This window comes from Chitinophaga oryziterrae (genome assembly GCF_009758125.1).
Classification (GTDB): Bacteria; Bacteroidota; Bacteroidia; order Chitinophagales; family Chitinophagaceae; genus Chitinophaga; species Chitinophaga oryziterrae.
The window spans coordinates 38,157-58,536 of record NZ_WRXO01000006.1; the positions used below are offsets into that span (position 1 = coordinate 38,157).

Annotated in this window: 11 protein-coding genes; 8 read left to right on the forward strand and 3 right to left on the reverse strand. The window is 45.6% G+C overall.

The genetic code is table 11. From position 1 onward, the window contains the following. Window positions 1-23: 23 nt before the first annotated feature. From GO495_RS20075 to GO495_RS20085, 3 genes are all read right to left on the reverse strand, one after another. Window positions 24-1,574 (reverse strand): sulfatase family protein, encoded by a 1,551-nt coding sequence (locus GO495_RS20075; protein WP_157301515.1) that lies wholly within the window; start codon window positions 1,572-1,574, stop codon window positions 24-26. Window positions 1,575-1,755: 181 nt separating this feature from the next. Continuing rightward, window positions 1,756-4,077 carry an alpha-L-rhamnosidase-related protein gene (locus GO495_RS20080; RefSeq protein WP_157301516.1) on the reverse strand — a complete coding sequence of 774 codons (2,322 nt, stop codon included), beginning with the start codon at window positions 4,075-4,077 and terminating at the stop codon, window positions 1,756-1,758. Between the two features lie 12 nt (window positions 4,078-4,089). Beyond that, window positions 4,090-6,621, reverse strand: coding sequence for a glycoside hydrolase family 2 protein (locus GO495_RS20085; protein ID WP_157301517.1), 2,532 nt, complete (start codon window positions 6,619-6,621; stop codon window positions 4,090-4,092). A 277-nt stretch (window positions 6,622-6,898) separates the two neighbouring features. Between GO495_RS20085 and GO495_RS20090 the strand changes: the two genes are divergently transcribed. The 8 genes from GO495_RS20090 to GO495_RS20125 all read left to right on the forward strand — a co-directional run bounded on the left by GO495_RS20090 (window position 6,899) and on the right by GO495_RS20125 (window position 20,367). Next, window positions 6,899-9,334: a glycoside hydrolase family 38 N-terminal domain-containing protein gene (locus GO495_RS20090; protein WP_157301518.1), complete on the forward strand. Its 2,436-nt coding sequence runs from the start codon at window positions 6,899-6,901 to the stop codon at window positions 9,332-9,334. Continuing rightward, entirely contained in the window at window positions 9,331-11,607 is a 2,277-nt protein-coding gene (locus GO495_RS20095) for a GH92 family glycosyl hydrolase (protein WP_157301519.1), read from the forward strand. Before GO495_RS20090 ends, GO495_RS20095 begins: the two co-directional genes overlap by 4 nt. 10 nt (window positions 11,608-11,617) lie before the next feature. Continuing rightward, entirely contained in the window at window positions 11,618-13,003 is a 1,386-nt protein-coding gene (locus tag GO495_RS20100) for an SGNH/GDSL hydrolase family protein (RefSeq protein ID WP_157301520.1), read from the forward strand. An 8-nt stretch (window positions 13,004-13,011) separates the two neighbouring features. Continuing rightward, entirely contained in the window at window positions 13,012-13,827 is an 816-nt protein-coding gene (locus GO495_RS20105; protein ID WP_157301521.1) for an alpha/beta hydrolase, read from the forward strand. A 202-nt stretch (window positions 13,828-14,029) separates the two neighbouring features. Further along, a complete protein-coding gene (locus GO495_RS20110) occupies window positions 14,030-15,769 on the forward strand; it encodes a RagB/SusD family nutrient uptake outer membrane protein (protein WP_157301522.1) in 1,740 nt (579 codons plus the stop codon). Window positions 15,770-15,788: 19 nt separating this feature from the next. Next, window positions 15,789-16,208, forward strand: a complete 420-nt coding sequence (locus GO495_RS20115; RefSeq protein WP_157301523.1) for a DUF5004 domain-containing protein — start codon at window positions 15,789-15,791, stop codon at window positions 16,206-16,208. A 14-nt stretch (window positions 16,209-16,222) separates the two neighbouring features. Further along, complete coding sequence (locus GO495_RS20120; protein WP_157301524.1) at window positions 16,223-17,239, forward strand: DUF4961 domain-containing protein; 1,017 nt, start codon at window positions 16,223-16,225, stop codon at window positions 17,237-17,239. Window positions 17,240-17,256: 17 nt separating this feature from the next. After that, window positions 17,257-20,367: a SusC/RagA family TonB-linked outer membrane protein gene (locus tag GO495_RS20125; protein WP_157301525.1), complete on the forward strand. Its 3,111-nt coding sequence runs from the start codon at window positions 17,257-17,259 to the stop codon at window positions 20,365-20,367. Window positions 20,368-20,380 lie beyond the last annotated feature (13 nt).

Genomic DNA, 20,380 nt, shown 5'->3' on the forward strand with positions numbered 1-20,380 from the left:
AAAGCTCTTTTAATTAGAAATGATTAAGCCGTGATATTGTCCAACTGTGGTTCCTGAACGTTTTCCGTTTCCTTGGATGTCAACACCCTTAACTTATCTATTTCCAGCTGATGCAATTGTTTTTGCAGCTCGGTCCGTACTTCTTTGTATGCCGGATCATATGCGAGGTTGGTATATTCAGAAGGATCATTTACCAGATCATACAGCTCATACTGGTTGTAATAAGCGCCCGCTGCATCAAAATAATAACTATACTTCCATTTCTCTGTACGGATACAGCGGATACGATTTGCTGCATTTACTGCAGACCATTGACTGTTGGATCCTGCCTTTGTATCATCGTAAGTAAATAATATACTATCCTGTACAGGAGTGCCATCTTCCATGACCGGCAACAGGCTGGTGCCTGCAAGTCCTGTTGGAGGGTTTGATACATTGGCAATCTCCATGAACGTAGGCATGATATCTACCAGCGTAGCCAGGGCCATTGAATTCTGAATAGGGTGACCTGAAAACAGAACAGGGTTGGATATGACCAGTGGAACCCGTAATGCTTCTTCGTAAGCTACAAAGGTTTTCTGACGCAGTCCTCCGTGTGCAAGTCCCATTTCTCCATGGTCTGAGGTAAAGGTAACAATGGCAGTTTCAGCCAGGCTTTTTCCGTTCCCTTCTTTGGCATACAATTCTTTGATCAGTTTACCGATCTCTTTGTCAACCAGGGTTAACAGGTATCCATAGAAGTTTATATAATTTAACTTTTGTTCTACTGTAGGCAAAGGTCCTAACAAGGCATCCATCCCCAATAAGATTTGTTCCTGCGCCATCGGCTTTTTATTAGCCAGTAAATGCTCATTCACAGTGTCGGGCAACCCGATTTTTCTTCCCGACCAGGTATCAGCGTGATACCCTGAGGTTCCTGCTGTTTTGGGATAAGCCAACACATCGTGAGGGTTCACCAGCGATACGATAAGGCAATAGGGTTTGTGGTTGCCTGCTGCCCTTTGCGCTTTTACCGTCTGCAGGTATTTGATCGCTTCTGCCACATACCTGGCGTCATGATTGGCAAATCCTCCTCCAAAATTTAAAGGGTTCACATCTTCTCCTGCATCCGGCGCTACCCAGCCCATGGCGCCAAATAAAGAAATATCCGCAGGTGTCAGGGTATCGTAATTGGTGACAGCACCGTTGCCTGCAACACCTTTACTCATGTGCCATTTACCGCGGTACTGCACATCATAGCCATCATTCCAGAGTACATTCATTATGTTGGGCAACGATGTACTGATAGTAGGTTCCGAAGGCGATAAGGGACCACCTATGGTCAGTGTTTGGGAAACCTTATGTTTAGCGGGATAAATCCCTGTAAATAAAGTTGTCCGGCTGGGTGAACACATACAGGTATTACAGAAAGCCCTGTCGAAACTAAAACCGTTCTTTTTGAGAAAGGTAAGCGTTGGCAGATTTTCTGCCTCCCATCCCGGAGGGAAATGTTGTGTAGCCCGCTGCTCGTCGGTAATGATGAGGATCATGTCTGGCTGTTTGCCAAGTTGTGCTAACTTCTTTTTGAGGTCCATGGTGTAATGTATTTATTTGAGAAATTGGGAGAAATACTAGTTACTTCAAGGCGTTTTGACTTGTACCGATTATAACATCCTGTTACTATCAACGTTCGTCTCTTAATAACTAAATATTTCTCTTTTTGTTCAAAAACTCATTATATAAACCCGGAATCAGCCTCCTAAAATACCATCGTACTTAAATCACAAATGAATTAGCACCAGGCTTAAGCGCATATGTTTTAGCTTTCCACATAAATACACCCGACGTTTTCACCGGCAGACTAATATTGATTTTCCACTTACCACCCTCTAAAAGATATTTGACAGCAACTTTCCCATCAGGGTGGGGGATCTCGCCGCCTACATTTGTCAAAGTGCCTAAATGAGGCTCAATCTTTATTTTACTGAAACCTGGCGCATTACTGTCGATGCCTAAAACGGTACGGTAAAACTCGATATTAGGACTTGCACCCCAGGCATGACAATCAGAGCGGGTAGTGTTGATGTCGGAATACTCAGCCCAGGTAGTAAGGCCCATGGCTAGGTTTTCACGCCAGATACCCAGCCAGCTCATATAATCATTCCCCCGGCCTGCTTTTATCAGCGCCTGATTCAGGTAGTATTTAAAGTAAACAGTGCATTGGGTTAAACTTTTATCGTTCAACAGCCCGTTAACGACAGCTGGCATATCCGTAGCGGGCACTATGCCTGTAAGTATGGCCAGTGAATTAGCATGCTGTGAATACCCGGTCTTTTCTTTAGTATCAGCATACAGTTTTTTAACCGGGTCCCAGTACTTATGCTGGATGGTAGCCTTTAACTGTGCGGCTTTTTGATTATACATCCTGGCATAATCGGGCATACCGATTTTTGCTTCCATTTCCGCCGCCCACTGGTACGCCCAAAGTAGTTGCAGGTCATAAACAGCCGCGCAGCCATCCTCACCTTTAACATCGCCGGCCAGATTACCGGCCCAGTCTACAAACGCCCAGTAAGGGGTGTTTTTTACGGAACCATCGGGTTGCTGATATTTGCTGAAAAAATCCAGTATGGCCCTTTCACCAACCAGTTTATTTTTAATAAAGTCATTATCGCCCCGGTACATCCAGTAATCATGCAACATGCAGATGTACCATAACGAAAAGGTGGATATGATCTGTGTGCCTTTGGTAGGGTAACAGCTTCTGGTAATGCCTTCGGCGAGGCGTGAATGGTCGATCTGTGTGAGGGCATTACGTGCCAGCCGGTCATCGCTGGTATTATAGTAAGATATCAGAGCTTGTATACGCGTATCGCCAATGTATTGCAACTGCTCATAGTAAGGACAGTCCGTATAGGATTCCCAGGCGTTCAACCTCGCTGTACGCCAGCCAATATCCAGTATTTGTTTTATTTCGTTGTTATCTGTATTAAATGCGGATGCCGGTTTAAAAGGATAACCGGTGAAAGTGCCATAAATATCATCCAGCACCAGCGGATCATTTTTGGTTTGTACCAGTATCCTGATGTAACGATAGGTACGGAAGTTCAGCGTTGTAAAGGTCTGTCCCTTGCTACCGTCTGCGATGAGGCTGTCTATTCGCCCTATGAACTGTTTGCCGGTTATATCATTACGATTCCCTTTAGCGCTGTTATTATCGAAAAGTGATTCGGCATAACCTAATGAAATACCTGCGTCCTTGCCACCGCTGAAATTAAGTGTTACGTAAGCGTTTGTTTCAAAAGTCTGGTCAAGCAATATCGCAATGTTTGTATTGGCGGGGATAGTTACTGACGTCTTTTTTCCGGGAAAGGCTGGCGGAACGGTGACACCAACAGCGCTGCGTAATACAGGAATACGCTGGTAAGTCATTTCCATTGGTGGCAGTGTTGAAGGCACCAGTGCCCAGTCGATCCCCCATGCGGTGCCTTTCAGCTTTCCGTCCATCAGCTTCGCTGCAAGCGGCCACTTACTGTCATCATAATCTGCGGCTGTCCAATCGCCTTTAACCGCCTGGTTCATGTCTACCATTTCACCTTTGCTGGCAGCAAAAAACCAACCCGGAACAGGCACATGTCCTGTATCGCGCATGCATTTCCACGTATTGTCAGTGTTCAGTATCTCTTCCGTCAGCGAATTGCCCTGCAGTATAAAACCTGTACGATTGCTGATCTGCGCTTCGGGACGGTACTGGGCCTCATTCCAGACAAGTGCGGCTACTATATTTTTTCCTGTAGAGAGATAAGGTGCGAGATCAACTGTTTCGTAATTCCAGAAATAAGTGTCACCACGCGCCGGGCCAAGTGAAACCAGGGTGCCATTCACATATAGTTTATAACGGTTGTCTGCCGATACATGCACTATATAAGAAGCTGGCTTACTATCCAGGTGAATACTTTTGCGGAAATAATAAACGCCGTATTCAGTGCCGGGATCATTGGGGGCAGCTATCCAACTGGAATTCCATGGCCTGTCGGGAGATTGGGCATAACCGTTTCCTGTCAGTAAAATTAATATTACAATGAGAAAGTATTTCATTACAAAGTATTTTTATTCATTATATGCTTTCGCATCAAGTCTGTACCCGTTTTTTAACTGATCTGAAGCAACCTCTATCTCCACCTGCTTTTTCTCTCCCTGCATTAGTGTAAAATAAGAATCATTGATCAGCACTGGTAATATTTGTTTCCCCTTATTATCCAGTAGCTGTACCCGTATGCCTGCAGCGACTGATCGTGTTGATCGATTCGAAACAGTATAAATAACCCCCTTGCTGGTTTTTAACGGTGCACTGATAGAAATCTCTGCTGCCGGCAGTGTATTCAGCGAAGTATACTTCCCTGCCAGGTAAGTATTTTCTGATAACAACTGTCCATTGGCTGCGTATAGTTTCAGACGAAGAAAGTAAACGTCAGAAAGACCCGCAGTATCAGTAAGCATGGTAAAAACATCTTTCACAGAACTCGCATTTACCTGTAAAGTCGTTTTTTTCTCATATTGGCTCACCGCTTTGCCATCTGCATTATAAACTGTTGCAGATGCTGTGAGGTGATGAAGTGAATAGTTTTTATTGTTAATGACCTTCACCATTCCGGACGCAGGGTTCCATTGGATATGTACCGGTTCACAGGCGGACCTGGCCCCGAAATAAGCGCCGGTGAGATCATAGTAATAATCATAAGTCTGCCAGATCATGGAGGGATAGGCCGACTGGCTCATCCAGATCAGCATACCGGAGGCATCCTGCCACATATGATCGTTCCATGCTTCAAACATGGCTTTCATCGTTTCGAGGTTCAGCAACTGTGCTTTCTTACAAAAATCTTCCAATGATACTGCTTGTCCATAGCTTCTGTTAATATCATTGATATATTTTACGGGATCTGCTCCGCCACCCATTGCTCCGTCTGTGCTGAAGAAATGCCTTGCCCACATGTTATCTTTGCTCTTTACGGAATCCGGAGTAGGGGCTACCCAACAATTTGGTGGCATAAATTTTTTGAAGCTCTCAGGATTTACAAAAGTGGCCATGCCCAGTTCACTGCGCATCCCCCAGCTGTTTGCTGAGAAAAGGTAGCCGTTATGCGGATCGGTAAAATAGGTCTTAGGATCTGTATTCGCCCATATACCGCTACCCGAAAGATTCCTGCTGCCACCATAAATAGAGAAATTCGGGTTTGCTACGCCGGCATTGGAACGGGGCAGATATAGCCTGTAATCGCCGTCATAAGTATGGATGGCCGTGGTGATAGCATTGCTGAGATCTCCATCCGGATTGCCTCCGGGTACGCCTTCATTAGCACCACACCAAATGACAATAGAGGGGTGGTCCCTGAACTTTTTGAGCTTTTCGATCACGTTATCCTTAAACATAGGCAGGCTGTCTATACCGCCCATGTTATTCAGCCAGAAGTCATCCCATACCATGATACCGTATTGATCACAGTATTCATAAAACGCATTGTCCGTTACCTCGCCTGTCCAGTTGCGGATCATATTAAAGTTCATGGCCTGATGCAGGCGGATACGGGTCTCGTAATCCTTTCCTCTTGCTTTCAGCATATAATCAGACATACCCCAGTTGCCGCCTTTTAACAATACAGGTACCTGGTTGACGTATACCCGCATAGGACCATTCAGAGAAGTGGTATCAGCAGATATTTTCCTGATACCGAACGACTGACTGATCCTTGCTGTTTCGAACGATAATTTACAATTATATAAAAATTGCTGACCATAGCCATTGGGCCACCAGAGATGCGGATATTGCATATGCTGGGGCTGTAGACTGATCTCCTGGCTACTTCCAGGCGCCAATCTCACTTCGTCGCTGCTAATGATAATATTCCCCGGGGAAATCACTGCTTTTAATTTCCCTGTAACAGTAACAGGAGAGGAGTTAATGACCTGTGCAGATACCCTGATAGTCGCTGCAGTAGTATCCGGCATATCTGCACGTATCCACGGATCAGAGATACTCACAGGACCAGTGACCGTCAACGCTACCGTATCGGTAATCCCGCTGTTTAGTCCGGGTACTGCCGGCATCCAGTCCCAGCTGCCACTGCAAATGTAGGTAGGGCTTTCCCGGTTGGCAAGATCATGATCGGACCTGGGAGGAGAAACCAATACCGCTATGGCATTGGCGCCTTTGGTATTCAACAGGTCAGTAATATCATAGATTCCCCGCTGTATATGCCCATGCAGGTAACCAATCTGTTTTCCATTGAACCAGATGTCAGCGTATTTATTGATCCCATTGAATTTCAGCCATACCCGCTGATTATTTTTAACCGTCATGGCCGGGAATTCGGCCCGGTACCAGAACGGCCGGTTATATTTTTCTTTATCAACAGTATAGATGTTATCCCCGTAATCCGGGTCTTTTTCCTTACCTGCTTTCACATAGGAATAGAATACGGTACCAGGCACCACTGCGGGGACCCAGTCTTTATCAGGAAAGCCTGCAGTGGCAATCAGTGAAGGAAGACTCTGTTGCGGACTTATTTTCCAATGAAGCTGCTGACCATATAGAGAACTACCGATAACATGGAATATTAGCAACAGTACAGTTGACTTCATAAGTGGTAAATGTTTCCACAATAATATAATATTTTGCTAAACCGGTTTAGTAATAACAAAAATAAAGTTTCGCCGGCGCTTTAAACAATTTATGAATAGCCGTATATATATTATGATTATAATAATTTGTTAATGGTCTTGTGTGAGACATTCTTTTGTGTTTTATTTGCTAAATCAGTTTAGCATATTTCACGTATATGAAAAGTATCCTTTCTCTGCTACCGGCGGGTGTTTTAGGGATTTTAGCAATAACAGACAACCCTTCACCTAATTAAGCATGGGCAGAACATTACAATATCTGCTGTTGATAATGATCAGTTTTTCCTCGCAGTCAATGGCGCAGAAAGCCTGGTATATCGATGGCTATCACGGCGGTGTCTGGGGGCATTACCCCGCCTGGAACACCCGATTTATGGCAGACCAGTTACGCAAACATCCTCAATGGAATATAAATATTGAAATTGAACCGGAGACATGGGATAGTGCCATGGTTGCAGATGCTACAGCTTACCAGGATTTCAGGAAGTTATTTGCTGAAGGCAGGATCGAATATGTCAATCCTTCCTATGCCCAGGGTTACATGTTCAATATCTCAGGCGAAAGCATTATCCGGCAGTTCCAGTATGGCATGCACAAATTACAACAACATTTTCCAGATATCGTTTTTTCTACCTATTCCTCTGAAGAACCCTGTTTTACCAGTTCTCTGCCGCAAATACTGAAATCACTGGGTTTCAGATATGCTTCTCTGAAAAATCCGAATACCTGTTTTGGCGGATATACAAGAGCACACGGCGGAGAGCTGGTAAATTGGACAGGGCCGGATGGTACTGCTATCCTTACTTCTCCCCGTTATGCGATAGAAGCACTGTCTGATAAATCCACCTGGCAGACCATCGCATGGAATAATAGCCCGGAATACCTTTCTGCTGCACAACGATACGGCATTCGCCATCCTGTTGGAATGACGCTGCAGGATGCCGGATGGAAAGGTGGTCCTTTTCTGGGAGATAATGCTACATATACAACCTGGCGCAACTATTTTGAAAATATAACCCTTCACGATAGTGCAACTACATGGAAGGTATCACAGGAAGATATACTTGTAAGCCTTGTCTGGGGCTCACAGATTACACAACAGCTTGCGCAGCGTGTACGGCTTGCCGAAAATAAAATTATACAGTCAGAAAAACTGGCTGCTATGAAAGTATGGAATGGCAGTATAACATGGCCCCAACAGCTTTTTGACAGGGCATGGCGTACCTTGCTGCTGGCGGAACATCATGATTGCTGGATCGTACCTTATAACGGTAACCCTGGAAATACATGGGCGGATAAAGCGGCTGACTGGACAATGTCTACACGTAAAATATGCGATAGCATTAATAAAACAGGTTTGAACTATTCTACCGGTATAACGGTTTATAATACACTGGGGAAAAATAGAAAAGAAGTTGTTTTTGCAAACCTCCCTGCCGGATGGAATGATGCACAGGTTACTGATAGCAAAGGGGAAAAGATAATTTCTCAATTGGTAAAGGATGGTATTTTATTCCTGGCAACTGTTCCTGCGATGGGGAGTACCGTATACCATCTTCTGCATACACAGCAGGAGAAAGTAACTCCCGCCCTTAGACGAACGGGTACTGGTTATTTGCTGGAAACAGACCTCTACAAGATAATGATAGACACGTTACATGGTGGTGTCATTAAAAGCCTCATTGCCAAACATCTGCAAAACAAAGAATTTGCAGCTGAAAAGTTTAATGAACTAAGAGGGGATTTTTATGATAAAGGCGGTTTCAGGTCATCAATGGAATCACCTGTAAATGTGACTATTCAGGAGGCCGGCCCGCTAAGGATTAAACTGTTGCTCAAAGGACTGATTGCCGGTGAATCTTTTAAACAGACGATCACATTGACGGCAGGGGACCCTAAGATCGATTATAACCTGGAAATAGACTGGAAAGAGAATACCGGTATAGGGCAGCCGTTTGCGAAAGAAAGGTATAAATGGGAATTACCGGCCAAGCCTTTCTATAACGATACCTGTAAACTGCTGGCAGTGTTCCCTTCTGCATTCAAACAGCAACACGTGTCTAAAGATGCGCCGTTTGATGTAACGGAAAGTAAACTGGAAAATACATTTTACAATAGCTGGGATAGTATCAGGAATAACGTTTTGCTGAACTGGGTAGATGCTACGGATGGTAAATACGGAATGGCGCTGTTCAGCGATCATACGACCAGTTATACACATGGTACGGATTTCCCGCTGGGACTGGATATTCAGTATTCAGGCATGGGCTTGTGGGGACGTAATTATACCATTGACGGACCTACCACTGTCCATTACGCAATCGTACCTCATGCCGGCAACTGGGAACAGGGCCATATCAGCATGGAGAATAATAAATGGAATGAACCATTGCTTGTATTCAACGGGAACATGGCCGGGCAGTCAATGTTCCAGGCAAACGGAGCGCAGGTGAGCGCTGTGATATGGGAAGGGGATGGTATGCTGATCAGGCTGTTCAATCCTTCTGCAAAGAATAGTCATGCCAGTCTTTCTTTTACAAAGGAAATCAACAGCGCTGCCCTGGTGGAACTAAACGGCAAACAACGTGCGTCTCTTGCCGTGATTAAAAAACAGGTACTGCTGGAACTGCCTCCTTTCGGTATCCGTACCGTTAAAATTAAAAGAGTATTATGATCAGGTTAATTACAGGATGTATACTTATTTGTACGATAAGCAGGGCTCAGTCGCCCGCCGGCCTGGTAAATCCCTTTATCGGGGCCAGTACAAGTGCGGGTGCTGCGGGTATCTATCATGGGCTGGGTAAAACATTCCCCGGGGCTACCACTCCCTATGGTATGGTGCAGGTGAGCCCGAATACGATTACCGGTGGCGACAACGGTTCCGGCTATAGCTATGAACATACAAGTATTGAAGGATTTGCGTTTACGCAGATGAGCGGTATTGGCTGGAATGGAGATCTCGGGAATTTCCTCGTAATGCCATTTACGGGCCCTTTAAAGACCAAAGCGGGCAAACAGGGTACACATGGTGAAGGATACCGTTCAGACTACCTTAAATCGAGCGAAAAAGCGGCTGCCGGATATTACTCCGTGTTGTTGTCCGGTTATAATATTAAGGCAGAGATGACTGCTGCTCCGCATAGTGGCATGCTCAGGTTTACTTTCCCTGCCGGTCGGCAGTCGGGGATACAGATCGATCTTGCCCGTCGTGTAGGTGGGACTTCCACACGCCAGTATGTAAAGGTGCTGAACGACAGTACTATCACAGGCTGGATGAAATGTACCCCTGATGGCGGTGGATGGGGGAATGGCGATGGACATGCAGATTATACCGTGTATTTCTATGCGGTGTTCAGCAAGCCCCTGCGTAACTATGGCGTCTGGAGCGCAGACATCCCGGATAGCTGGACACGCAAACTGGAAGATGTGGAGAGTGATCGTTATCAGCAGCAGATAGGTAAGGCGGAGATATTAAAAGGAATAAAGGAGAAGGAAGGAAAACACCTGGGCTTTTTTACCGGATTCGATACAAAGGAAGGGGAGCAGGTACAGATGAAAGCAGGTATCTCTTTCGTCAGCATGGATGGAGCGGCTCATAACCTGCAACAGGAAATCCGTAACTGGGATTTTGATGCTGTCCGCAACAAAGCGCATGACCAATGGAACAGGGAGCTTGCCCGCATTAAAGTATCCGGTGGTACGACAGAAGAAAAGAAGGTATTCTATACGGCTTTGTATCACACAATGATAGACCCCCGTATCATACAGGATGCAGATGGGAAATATATGGGGGGAGATGGAAAAGTACATACCAGCAGTACTTTCAATAAACGTACTATCTTCAGCGGATGGGACGTGTTCCGCAGCCAGATGCCGCTGCAGACACTCATTCATCCATCACTGATCAATGATCTGATCAATTCCCTTATTACACTGGCTAAAGAGAAAAAAAAGGATTACCTGGAGCGCTGGGAACTGCTGAATGCCTATTCCGGCTGTATGCTGGGAAATCCCGCCGTATCTGTTATCACAGATGCTTATGCAAAGGGTATCCGTAATTATAACGTGCCGGAGGCTTACAGGCTTTCTGTAAATTCCCAGGAAAAGTTTGGCAATGGCACCCTCGGTTATACACCGGGTGATCTCAGTCTTTCCTATACACTGGAATATGCATACACCGATTGGTGCGTATCCCGCATGGCCCAATGGCTGCATCATCCGGAAGATGAAAAGAAGTACGCCCGGAGAGGAGAGAATTATAAAAATGTATTTGACACGGAGAAAGGCTGGTTCAGACCCAGGGATAAAGAAGGTAAATGGCTCCCCTGGCCGGATTCCGGAAGGATGCAACCCTGGTATGGTACCATGGAAAGTAATCCTTACCAGCAGGGATGGTTCGTGCCGCAGGATGTGGATGGTATGGTGGCGCTGATGGGGGGGAAACAAAAGGTAATCAGTGACCTGGAACACTTCTTTGAACAGGCGCCGGAGAATATGATGTGGAACGATTATTACAATCATGCAAACGAACCGGTACATCATGTGCCCTTCCTGTTTAACAGGCTTGGCCAACCCTGGCTGACACAGAAATGGACAAGAGCCATCTGCCGAAGGGCGTATCATGATAAGGTAGAAGGACTGGTAGGCAACGAGGATGTTGGACAGATGTCCGCATGGTATGTACTGGCAGCTATTGGCTTACATCCTGTATGCCCGGGGGATACCCGTCAGGAAATTACCAGCCCCGTATTTGATAAAATTCAAATGGGAAAGTTTACTATCAAAACGATCAACAACTCAGCGGAGAATATTTATATACAAAGTGCCCGGCTGAATGGCAAACCATACAGCAAGTGTCACATAGACTTCAGGGATGTTGCCAAAGGAGGCGTGCTGGAACTGGTAATGGGTCCAACGCCGAATCAGCAATGGGGTATCAATAATTAATCTAAACCAAATGAAGAAACTACTGCTTCTGTTTATCGCTGCAACCACTTTACAGGCAAATGCGCAGCAACATCCTGCACCTTTTCAGAAAGGCGACCGTGTCGTTTTCGTTGGTAACAGTATTACCGATGGTGGGCATTACCATTCCTATATCTGGCTGTATTATATGACCCGTTTCCCCGACAGGCGGATCACCTGTTTGAATGCAGGAATAGGAGGGGACGTGATCGGTCAGATCAATGATCGTTTTGAAGACGATGTGCTTTCAAAAAAGCCTACTGTACTCACCCTTACCTGGGGCATGAATGATACCGGCTATTTTGAATGGTACCGCTCAGATGGAAAGGACACTATGCAGAAAAGGATACAGCGTTCCTATAACAATTACGGCATAGTGGAGGATAAGCTGAAAAAACGTTCCGATATTAAGAAGATTTTCATCGGCGGCTCTCCTTACGATGGGACGGCAAAATTCAATGATAAAAATATCTTTCCCGGAAAAACACAGGCCATGAGTGAAGTGGTGACTTTTCAGGAACAGGCGGCTAAAAAGAACAACTGGCCTTTTGTTGATTTTTACCATCCCATGATGGCTATCAATCAGCGTGAACAACAGCAGGATTCTACTTTTAGCCTCACGCCGGGCGACCGTATCCATCCGGATAATGACGGACATATGGTAATGGCATACCTGTTCCTGAAAGCACAGGGTCTGGTGGGTCAGCCTGTGGCCACGATGCATATTGATGCCGGTACAAAGCAAGTGAAACAGGCGGCAAACTGTAAGATCAGTACTGTAACGGGTACGACTGATGGTGTCAGCTTCGGTTACCTTGCGCAGTCACTGCCTTATCCGTTGGATACTGTTATCCGTGGATGGGGTAATAAGCGTAAACAGTCGGATGCAATGAAAGAAGTGCCTTTCATGAAAGAATTCAACCAGGAAGTGTTGCAGGTGAGCGGACTGAAAGCTGGTCGGTATGACCTGCTGATGGATGGTGAAAAGGTTGGTACTTATGATGCGGGACAACTAAATACAGGAATAAACCTGGCAGAGAATCCCCGTACACCGGAATACCAGCAGGCTATTCAGATCAGTGAATTGAACGAGGAACGCTGGGAAATTGAAAGAAGACTGAGAATGTATGCCTGGATGGAATTCAATGTACTGAGAGAAAAAGGAATGCTCTTCAAAGATAATAATGCTGCCATGGATACCGTAAATGCCTACGCGGCCACTAATATATTTATTGGAGGTAACAGGGATAATTTTTCCCGTGCCCGTTATAAGGCGCTCCGTGAGGCATGGCAACAGGAAATGAACGTGCTGACGGATAAAATTTATGAGATCAATAAACCACAGCTACATAAAATTACCATTGCCTCAGCCAGATAACCGGAAATATGAAACAAACATTTTTATTATTGCTTTTCGTACTGGCAGCCGCAGTGGGGATGGCCGCGAAAGTGGATACCGTCAGCACTTCCAGCAAGGATATGCACAAAGATATCAAAGCGGTGGTGATCACTCCGGGCGACTATAATTCCGGCCGTAAATTTCCCGTGCTTTACCTGTTGCACGGGTTTAGCGGGAATTACAGCGACTGGATCAAAAAAGATCCGGAACTGACCCACCTGAGCGATGAATATCATATGATCATTGTATGCCCGGACGGGGATTTTGCAAGCTGGTATTTCGATAGTCCTGTAAAAGCCGGCTCAAAGTATGAAACATATATATCCTCCGAACTTGTCAGTTGGATCGACAGGCATTATTCCACTATTGCCAGCCGTATGGGCAGGGCCATCACCGGTCTGAGCATGGGTGGGCATGGTGCGTTGTATCTCGCTTTCCGGCATCCCGGTACCTTTGGTGCGGCGGGTAGTATGAGTGGCGGGGTAGACCTGTGCCCATTCCCCGAAAGCTGGGACCTCGACCAGGTACTGGGTAAATACAGTGAAAACCATGTGCGCTGGGAAGAAAACAGCGTGATCAACATGCTGTATCTCCTTACGCCCAACTTACTCGATCTGATTATCGATTGCGGAACAGATGATTTCTTCAATACGTATAATAATAATTTGCACGAAAAATTGCTGGAACGTAAAATTCCACACGATTATACCGTAAGACCAGGCGGACATACCTGGGAATACTGGTCGAATTCCATCAGGTATCACACCTTGTTCTTCCATCAGTTTTTTGAGAAAAATAAATAGCAAATTTTAATTTGCTAAACCGGTTTAACAGTCGTATTTTTAGTGTCATAACACGTTATTCAACCTAGTCAGCAGAAGAATTCAGAAAAAGGGAACACACGTCATGTCAATTTGCTAAACCGGTTCATTTACCAGTAGACCGAACGGATATATAAAACAGCACTATACCACTATTCACTGATACAAGTAAACCACGTTATTTATGTTAAAACGCTGCTTTCCTGTTTTTGTACTTATGGCATCAGCATTGGTCTGGTCCTCATGCAGAAAAGAAGGCTTCCTGGCTGCAACAACCACCACTAACCTGGATGAGAAAACCGTATTTTCCGACAGTTCCAGGACGGTTGGTTTCCTTGCCAATATCTACTCCAATGTGGGACTTAGTACAAGCCTCAGCCGCTTTTCTTATAATTATATTGTCTGCGGAGGACTGGAAGCTGCCTGCGACGAGGCAGAGCCATCACATGCTTTTTCCACACCGGCCACACAGTTCGCTACCGGTACGGTGAATGCGGGCATTATCGGGGAAGAACCTTATAAGACCTGCTACAGCAACATCCGCGCGGTGAATGTGCTTATTAAAAACCTTCCCAACGCACCGTTAAGACAAGCCTACAAAAACCAGATGCTTGCCGAAGCTCACTTTCTGAGGGCCTGGTATTATGCTATTCTGACAGAACACTACGGCGGCGTTCCGCTGGTAGGCGATACCCTGTTGACATATGATGTGCCCATTGTGGCAAAGAGAAGCACTTATGCAGACTGCGTAGATTATATCCTGTCTGAATGTGATGCGGCGGCTTTGACACTGCCAGCAACACAGACGGGCCTCAATTATGGAAGAGCCTCCAAAGGCGCCTGCCTGGCATTAAAAGCTCGTGTGCTGTTGTATGCCGCCAGCCCTTTGTTTAATGGTACTACGCTGCCTTCCGACGCTGGCGGTGCAGGAGTAGATCCGGCACTGGTAGGCTATCCTGCTTATGATATCAATCGCTGGAAAGAGGCAGAAATTGCTGCACAGGCAGTGATCGCATTAGGGGTTTATTCGTTGAATCCCAGTTTCCAGGGATTGTTTCCTCTCCGGGTAAATACAGAATATATTTTTGAACTGATGCGGCCTGGTGGTAACAGTGACCTGGAGAATATGTGCCTGCCGCCTTCAAGAGGAAGTAACGGTACCGGTTCATTCCCTTATCAGGGACTGGTAGATGCATTCCCCATGAAGAACGGTAAACCTATTACAGACCCTGCTTCCGGCTATGATCCCAATAACCCTTATAAAGACCGTGACCCCAGACTGGATTACAGTATCATCCACGATCAGACCGTGCTACTGGTACGTACAGGCAACGGGCAAACAAATGGCTCCGCACCGGTAAACATCTATGTAGGTAACTATAATGGTGTCCTGACCGGACAGGATGCTGTACATCAGGGTACCATCACGGGTTTTTATAATAACAAAATGCTGGACCCTGCGGCAATTGCCGGTACGCTCAGCTTTGGCAGCAACAGGGTATTACCGCAGATGCGCTATGCTGAAGTATTACTGAACTATGCAGAAGCTGCCAATGAATATGAAGGGCCTACAGGCAATGTGTATGCAGCAGTGGAGGCTATACGCCAGCGTGCAGGATTAGATCCCTATCAACTGCCCATAGGGCTCACAAAGGATGACATGCGGACCTGGATACAAAATGAACGCCGCTTAGAGCTGGCCTATGAAGGACACCGGTTCTGGGACGTGAGAAGATGGAAGATAGCCCTGCAAACGGAAAACGTCCAGTCTCAGGGAATGGAAGTGAACCGCAACGGAACTGCTGCTACCTATAAACTGTTCAATGTTACCAAACATAATTTCCGTCCGGCAATGTACCTGTGGCCTTTCCCGCTTTCAGAAACGGGTAAGTCGCCGGAACTGATACAAAATCCCGGTTATTAATCTTTAATCATTTCACGTTATGAATCGTTACATACTCATAATAGCCATCTGGCTGTTCTCATCCTGCAGAGTAGAAGAGATTGCGCCCCTAGCAGAAGCGCCAAAGAATGTCACCGGGAGCTGGAAAGTCATTAAAGCTACCAGGAACGGTACAGATATTACAACTGCTTTCGACTTTACACAGTTCAGGCTAAAATTTGATTCTACAGATAATTATATACTGATAAACAAGCTGCCTTTTCTTGTGAATAAGAACGGAAAATATAAACTGGATGATCCGGCCTATCCGTTTAAACTGACAATGACGCCTGATGGAGGTTCTGCTGTATCAACCTCCTTTAATTATCCGACGATTGCAGGCATCAGGCAACTGAGCCTCACCTTCATTCCCGGCTGTGAACTGAATTCCTATATCTATACACTGGAAAGGGAAAATTAAACCTGATTAATAATATGCTACCACGTTTAAATATCAAAGGACGGAAGATCTGGATGCTGTCCGCATTGCTGATAGTAGCAATAGTCTTCAGCTTCTGCCATATAAAGATTACCAAAGTCACCATCCCCGCTACAGCCCAGGTGGGGGATGTTGTTCCCATCCAACTGGACCTCGATATTTCCTGTAATTCAGATGGGTCGGACAAACTTATCATAGGGGTACTGATGCCTAAAGGCTGGAAAGGCACACAAAACATGACGGCTACCTATAACAGCAGCAAAGGGAATGGCAGTTTCACTATGACTCCGCTGACCACCCTGGCCCCGCATAGTGATGGGAAGAACTGGCCGGATTATATGAGGGCTACTTTTGGTATTGCCGGCAACCTGATAGATGATATGGAATGGGTGGTGATGCAGTCGGATGTGCCCTTCACCTATGCTAACAATGACAAGATCACCGGTTCTGTCAATCTTAATCTGAAAGTAGGTGCGGACGATAACCCCACCATCGTAAAGCTGGCCTATGTGGTGGCCAATACTACCAATGGTTTTACTTCTGATAATTTCACTGATGGAGGTTATGGCGCTACGGCAGAATATTATAATGAATACGTAGGGGACTGTTTCTCGGTAACCGGTGGCAGCGGCGACCTGGTTGACTTCTGCAATCCGCAACTGACAACGATCTCTCCGCCAAAATCCCTGGATAATGATCTGGTTACCTTCACATTTGACTCCAATGTAGTACAAACCGGGCTGTCAGGAAATGATGAACTGTATCTGTGCGCTACAGGTACGACCAATGATGGTCAGACCATCACTATCTGTGAGCAGACAGACAGAACACGCATGAAACCCTTAGGTGGTGGCAGGTTTGGGATTACCATCTGGCCACGGTCTTTCTTTGGCGTAAGCGATAACCAGACTGTTACCAACATGACCTACTTTATTACGGATAAAACCGGTACAAAGCAGGTCGGATACGGGAACACCGCGGCTCCTTTTACTTATAAGTTTAAATGTGGATGACAACCAAAATTATTTCTATGCGCTATTGGTACTACAATATATGCCTGATCGGTGTTATCAGTCTGTGGGTGCTTCCGCAAACCACATTCGCCTTTCAGTCCCCCAAAGATACGATTGTCCATCCCGGATGGGCAAATGGGACTGTTGTCAATGAATTCAATGAACCACTGGCCGGCGTAAAGGTCAGTGCTAAAAATAACAGCAATACCGTATTGACAGATAAGAACGGGCATTTTGAAATAGATGTTCCGGCTGGCAGCATGCTGGTATTTACCTGGAAGGATTATTATACAAAAGAAGTAAAAGCAGATCACAGTATAACCGTACAACTGACAGATGCCTTTCTAAAATCACCGAAGCAGGTGGATATGTTGTACGAACGGATAGATCGTTCGAAAGTACTGGGTTCCGTATCTACCATTTATACCAACCAACTGACCACTACGCCTGCATCCCTGTATGTATACGCTTTCCCCGGGCAACTGGCAGGTGTGTACACCAAACAAAACAGCGGGTTCACATCCTTCAATCTGAGTGACATATCTTCTCCATCTGTCATCGGGCAAACATTGGTGAACGGAAATTCCAACAACAACCGTTCTACAGATAACGCAGAAATCAGCCTGAACGTTCGCGGACAATCTCCCATTACAGTGATAGATGGGGTACAAAGAGAAATATCTTCCATCGACCCGGAATCTATCGAATCCATTTCTGTACTGAAAGATGGTTTATCTACATTATTGCTGGGCAATAACAGTTCTCACCCGGTAATACTGGTTACGACCAGAAGGGGAGAGCCGGGTCGCCCGCATATCACCTTTACCGCGCAGACAGGTACACAGCAGCCCCTGGGCATGCCTAAACCATTGCCGGCCTATCAGTACGCTTACCTGCTGAATGAAACATTGACCAGTGATGGCAAGCCTGCATTGTATTCCGCAGACGATTTCAATGCCTATAAACAACATACGGATCCTTACGGTCATCCGGACGTGAACTGGTTTAAAACACTGCTGCGGGATAATTCTCCTATCTCGAATTATAAACTGAATGTAAACGGTGGCAGCAATATCGCCCGCTATTCCGTTTCCCTCAGCTATTTCGACCAGGAAGGTATTTTTAAGACCAGTCCTGCCGTTAATTACAGTACCAACAACAGTTTAAAACGCTATATCATCAACTCCGATGTTGCGGTACAGGTAAATAAGAACCTGAATGTAGACCTGCAACTGTTTGGCCGTGTTCAGAATACAAGAGAACCCGGCAACGACTATACGAGTCTTTTATCTGCAATATATTCTACGCCAAACAATGCATATCCTGTCTATAATCCGAATGGTTCTTTCGGAGGTAATAACATAGGAGGTAATACCGGCCCATATAGTAATAACCTGTTGTCAAGATCGCAGTTCTCAGGATACACGCAGAACAATACCAATGATATCCTTGCGAACGTAGATCTGAATTATAACCTCAACAGTGTATTGCAGGGGCTCAGTGCAAAATTGAAAGGGAATTTATCTTATCAGTCCATTACAGGGCTGGACAGGAGTTTACAAAACCCTTCCTATGCTTACATCGACAGCTCTTATGTTGTTTATGGATCAACATCGGCCCAGAACAATATTTTTCGTACCGTATTCACATCCCGGCAGTCCTACGCACAGTTTAGTCTGAATTATGACAGAACTTTCAACAAAAGCAGTGTGAATGCACAGGCGATGTACGACAGGAAATCAATTGTAGCTAATTATGATCTGGCTTCCAATACTACGAATGCAGGTATACGGGCAGGATATGATTATGATCAGAAATATTTTATCAATGCAACCCTTATCGGAAGTGGTAATAACCGTTACCCACCCGGTAATCAATGGGGACTGTTTTACGGTGCCGGCCTTGGCTGGGAAATGGGACGTGAAGATTTCATCAGGGAGCATCTTTCCTGGATCAACGGATGGAAATGGAGAGCTACCTATGCAAAGACAGGCAATGCCAATATTGACCTGAATGCGGCCTTGTACTATGCTTACTCACAAACCTATGCTTCCAGTAACATCGGAAAGAATTATCAGGTAGGCACAGGTTATACCAACGTGTATTACCAGTATGAAGGTACGCTGGCTAATCCTTATATCTCATGGGAGAAAGGCAGCAAGTTTGATGTAGGTACAGACATTTCGTTTATGCATGACCACCTGCAACTGACGGCAGACTATTACCATGATGTTTATTCCGGTATCCTGGGTTATCGCGGTAATTCCGTCGCTCTGTTGGGTACTGCCTGGCCGCTGGAGAATATTGGCAAAAACCTTTATCAGGGTGTAGAACTGTCCCTCACCTATAACAATCACGTGGGTAACTTCAATTACTTCGTAACAGCAAATGGTAACCTGGCTTATTCAAAGATCCTTTTCAGCGATGAACTGGCTACTCCTTATGCATGGAACAGAAGGACAGGTTTACCCGTAACAGGTACCTTCTATGGCTATACGGCCCTTGGACTTTATCAGAATACTGAAGATGCTGCCAGCAGTGCACATATCGCAGGATATACGCCACAGCCGGGAGATATTAAATACAAAGACCTCAATGGCGATGGAGTGATCGACGACTTTGATCAGTCAACCATCGGTGGCAAAAAACCGCTGGCTTTCTTCGGACTCACAATGGGGGCCAATTACAAAGGTTTCAATGTTAGTTTTGTTTTACAGGGTGTGGCCAACAGGCAGATCAACGTCCAGAATAATGTGATCGATCATTTTGGACTGGATTTCTCCACTACCAGCGGACAGGCATATGAAAGTGCGACAGGCAGATGGACACCGGAAACAGCAGACAAGGCTACACTTCCCCGACTGGCAGTATCAGCCGCCAATAATAACTCGATGTTCTCCACTTTTTATCTGAAGAGTGGTAACTACGTCAGGCTGCGCAATGCTGAAATCGGGTATTCACTTCCATACAGCCTGTTGAAAAGACTACGTATCTCCGGACTGAAAATATTCGTGGATGGAGAGAACATCTTTACTATCGCAGGATTTAAAGGAATGGACACAGAAGTTATGCCATACAATTATCCTATACAGAGAGTTGTAAGTGCAGGGGTAAGTATTAAGCTATAAATGAGATTGAGCC

Coding starts and splice junctions, on each gene's coding strand:
- GO495_RS20075 (WP_157301515.1), bottom strand. CDS start 1,574: ATGGACCTCAAAAAGAAGTTAGCACAACTTGGCAAACAGCCAGACATG.
- GO495_RS20080 (WP_157301516.1), bottom strand. CDS start 4,077: ATGAAATACTTTCTCATTGTAATATTAATTTTACTGACAGGAAACGGT.
- GO495_RS20085 (WP_157301517.1), bottom strand. CDS start 6,621: ATGAAGTCAACTGTACTGTTGCTAATATTCCATGTTATCGGTAGTTCT.
- GO495_RS20090 (WP_157301518.1), top strand. CDS start 6,899: ATGGGCAGAACATTACAATATCTGCTGTTGATAATGATCAGTTTTTCC.
- GO495_RS20095 (WP_157301519.1), top strand. CDS start 9,331: ATGATCAGGTTAATTACAGGATGTATACTTATTTGTACGATAAGCAGG.
- GO495_RS20100 (WP_157301520.1), top strand. CDS start 11,618: ATGAAGAAACTACTGCTTCTGTTTATCGCTGCAACCACTTTACAGGCA.
- GO495_RS20105 (WP_157301521.1), top strand. CDS start 13,012: ATGAAACAAACATTTTTATTATTGCTTTTCGTACTGGCAGCCGCAGTG.
- GO495_RS20110 (WP_157301522.1), top strand. CDS start 14,030: ATGTTAAAACGCTGCTTTCCTGTTTTTGTACTTATGGCATCAGCATTG.
- GO495_RS20115 (WP_157301523.1), top strand. CDS start 15,789: ATGAATCGTTACATACTCATAATAGCCATCTGGCTGTTCTCATCCTGC.
- GO495_RS20120 (WP_157301524.1), top strand. CDS start 16,223: ATGCTACCACGTTTAAATATCAAAGGACGGAAGATCTGGATGCTGTCC.
- GO495_RS20125 (WP_157301525.1), top strand. CDS start 17,257: ATGCGCTATTGGTACTACAATATATGCCTGATCGGTGTTATCAGTCTG.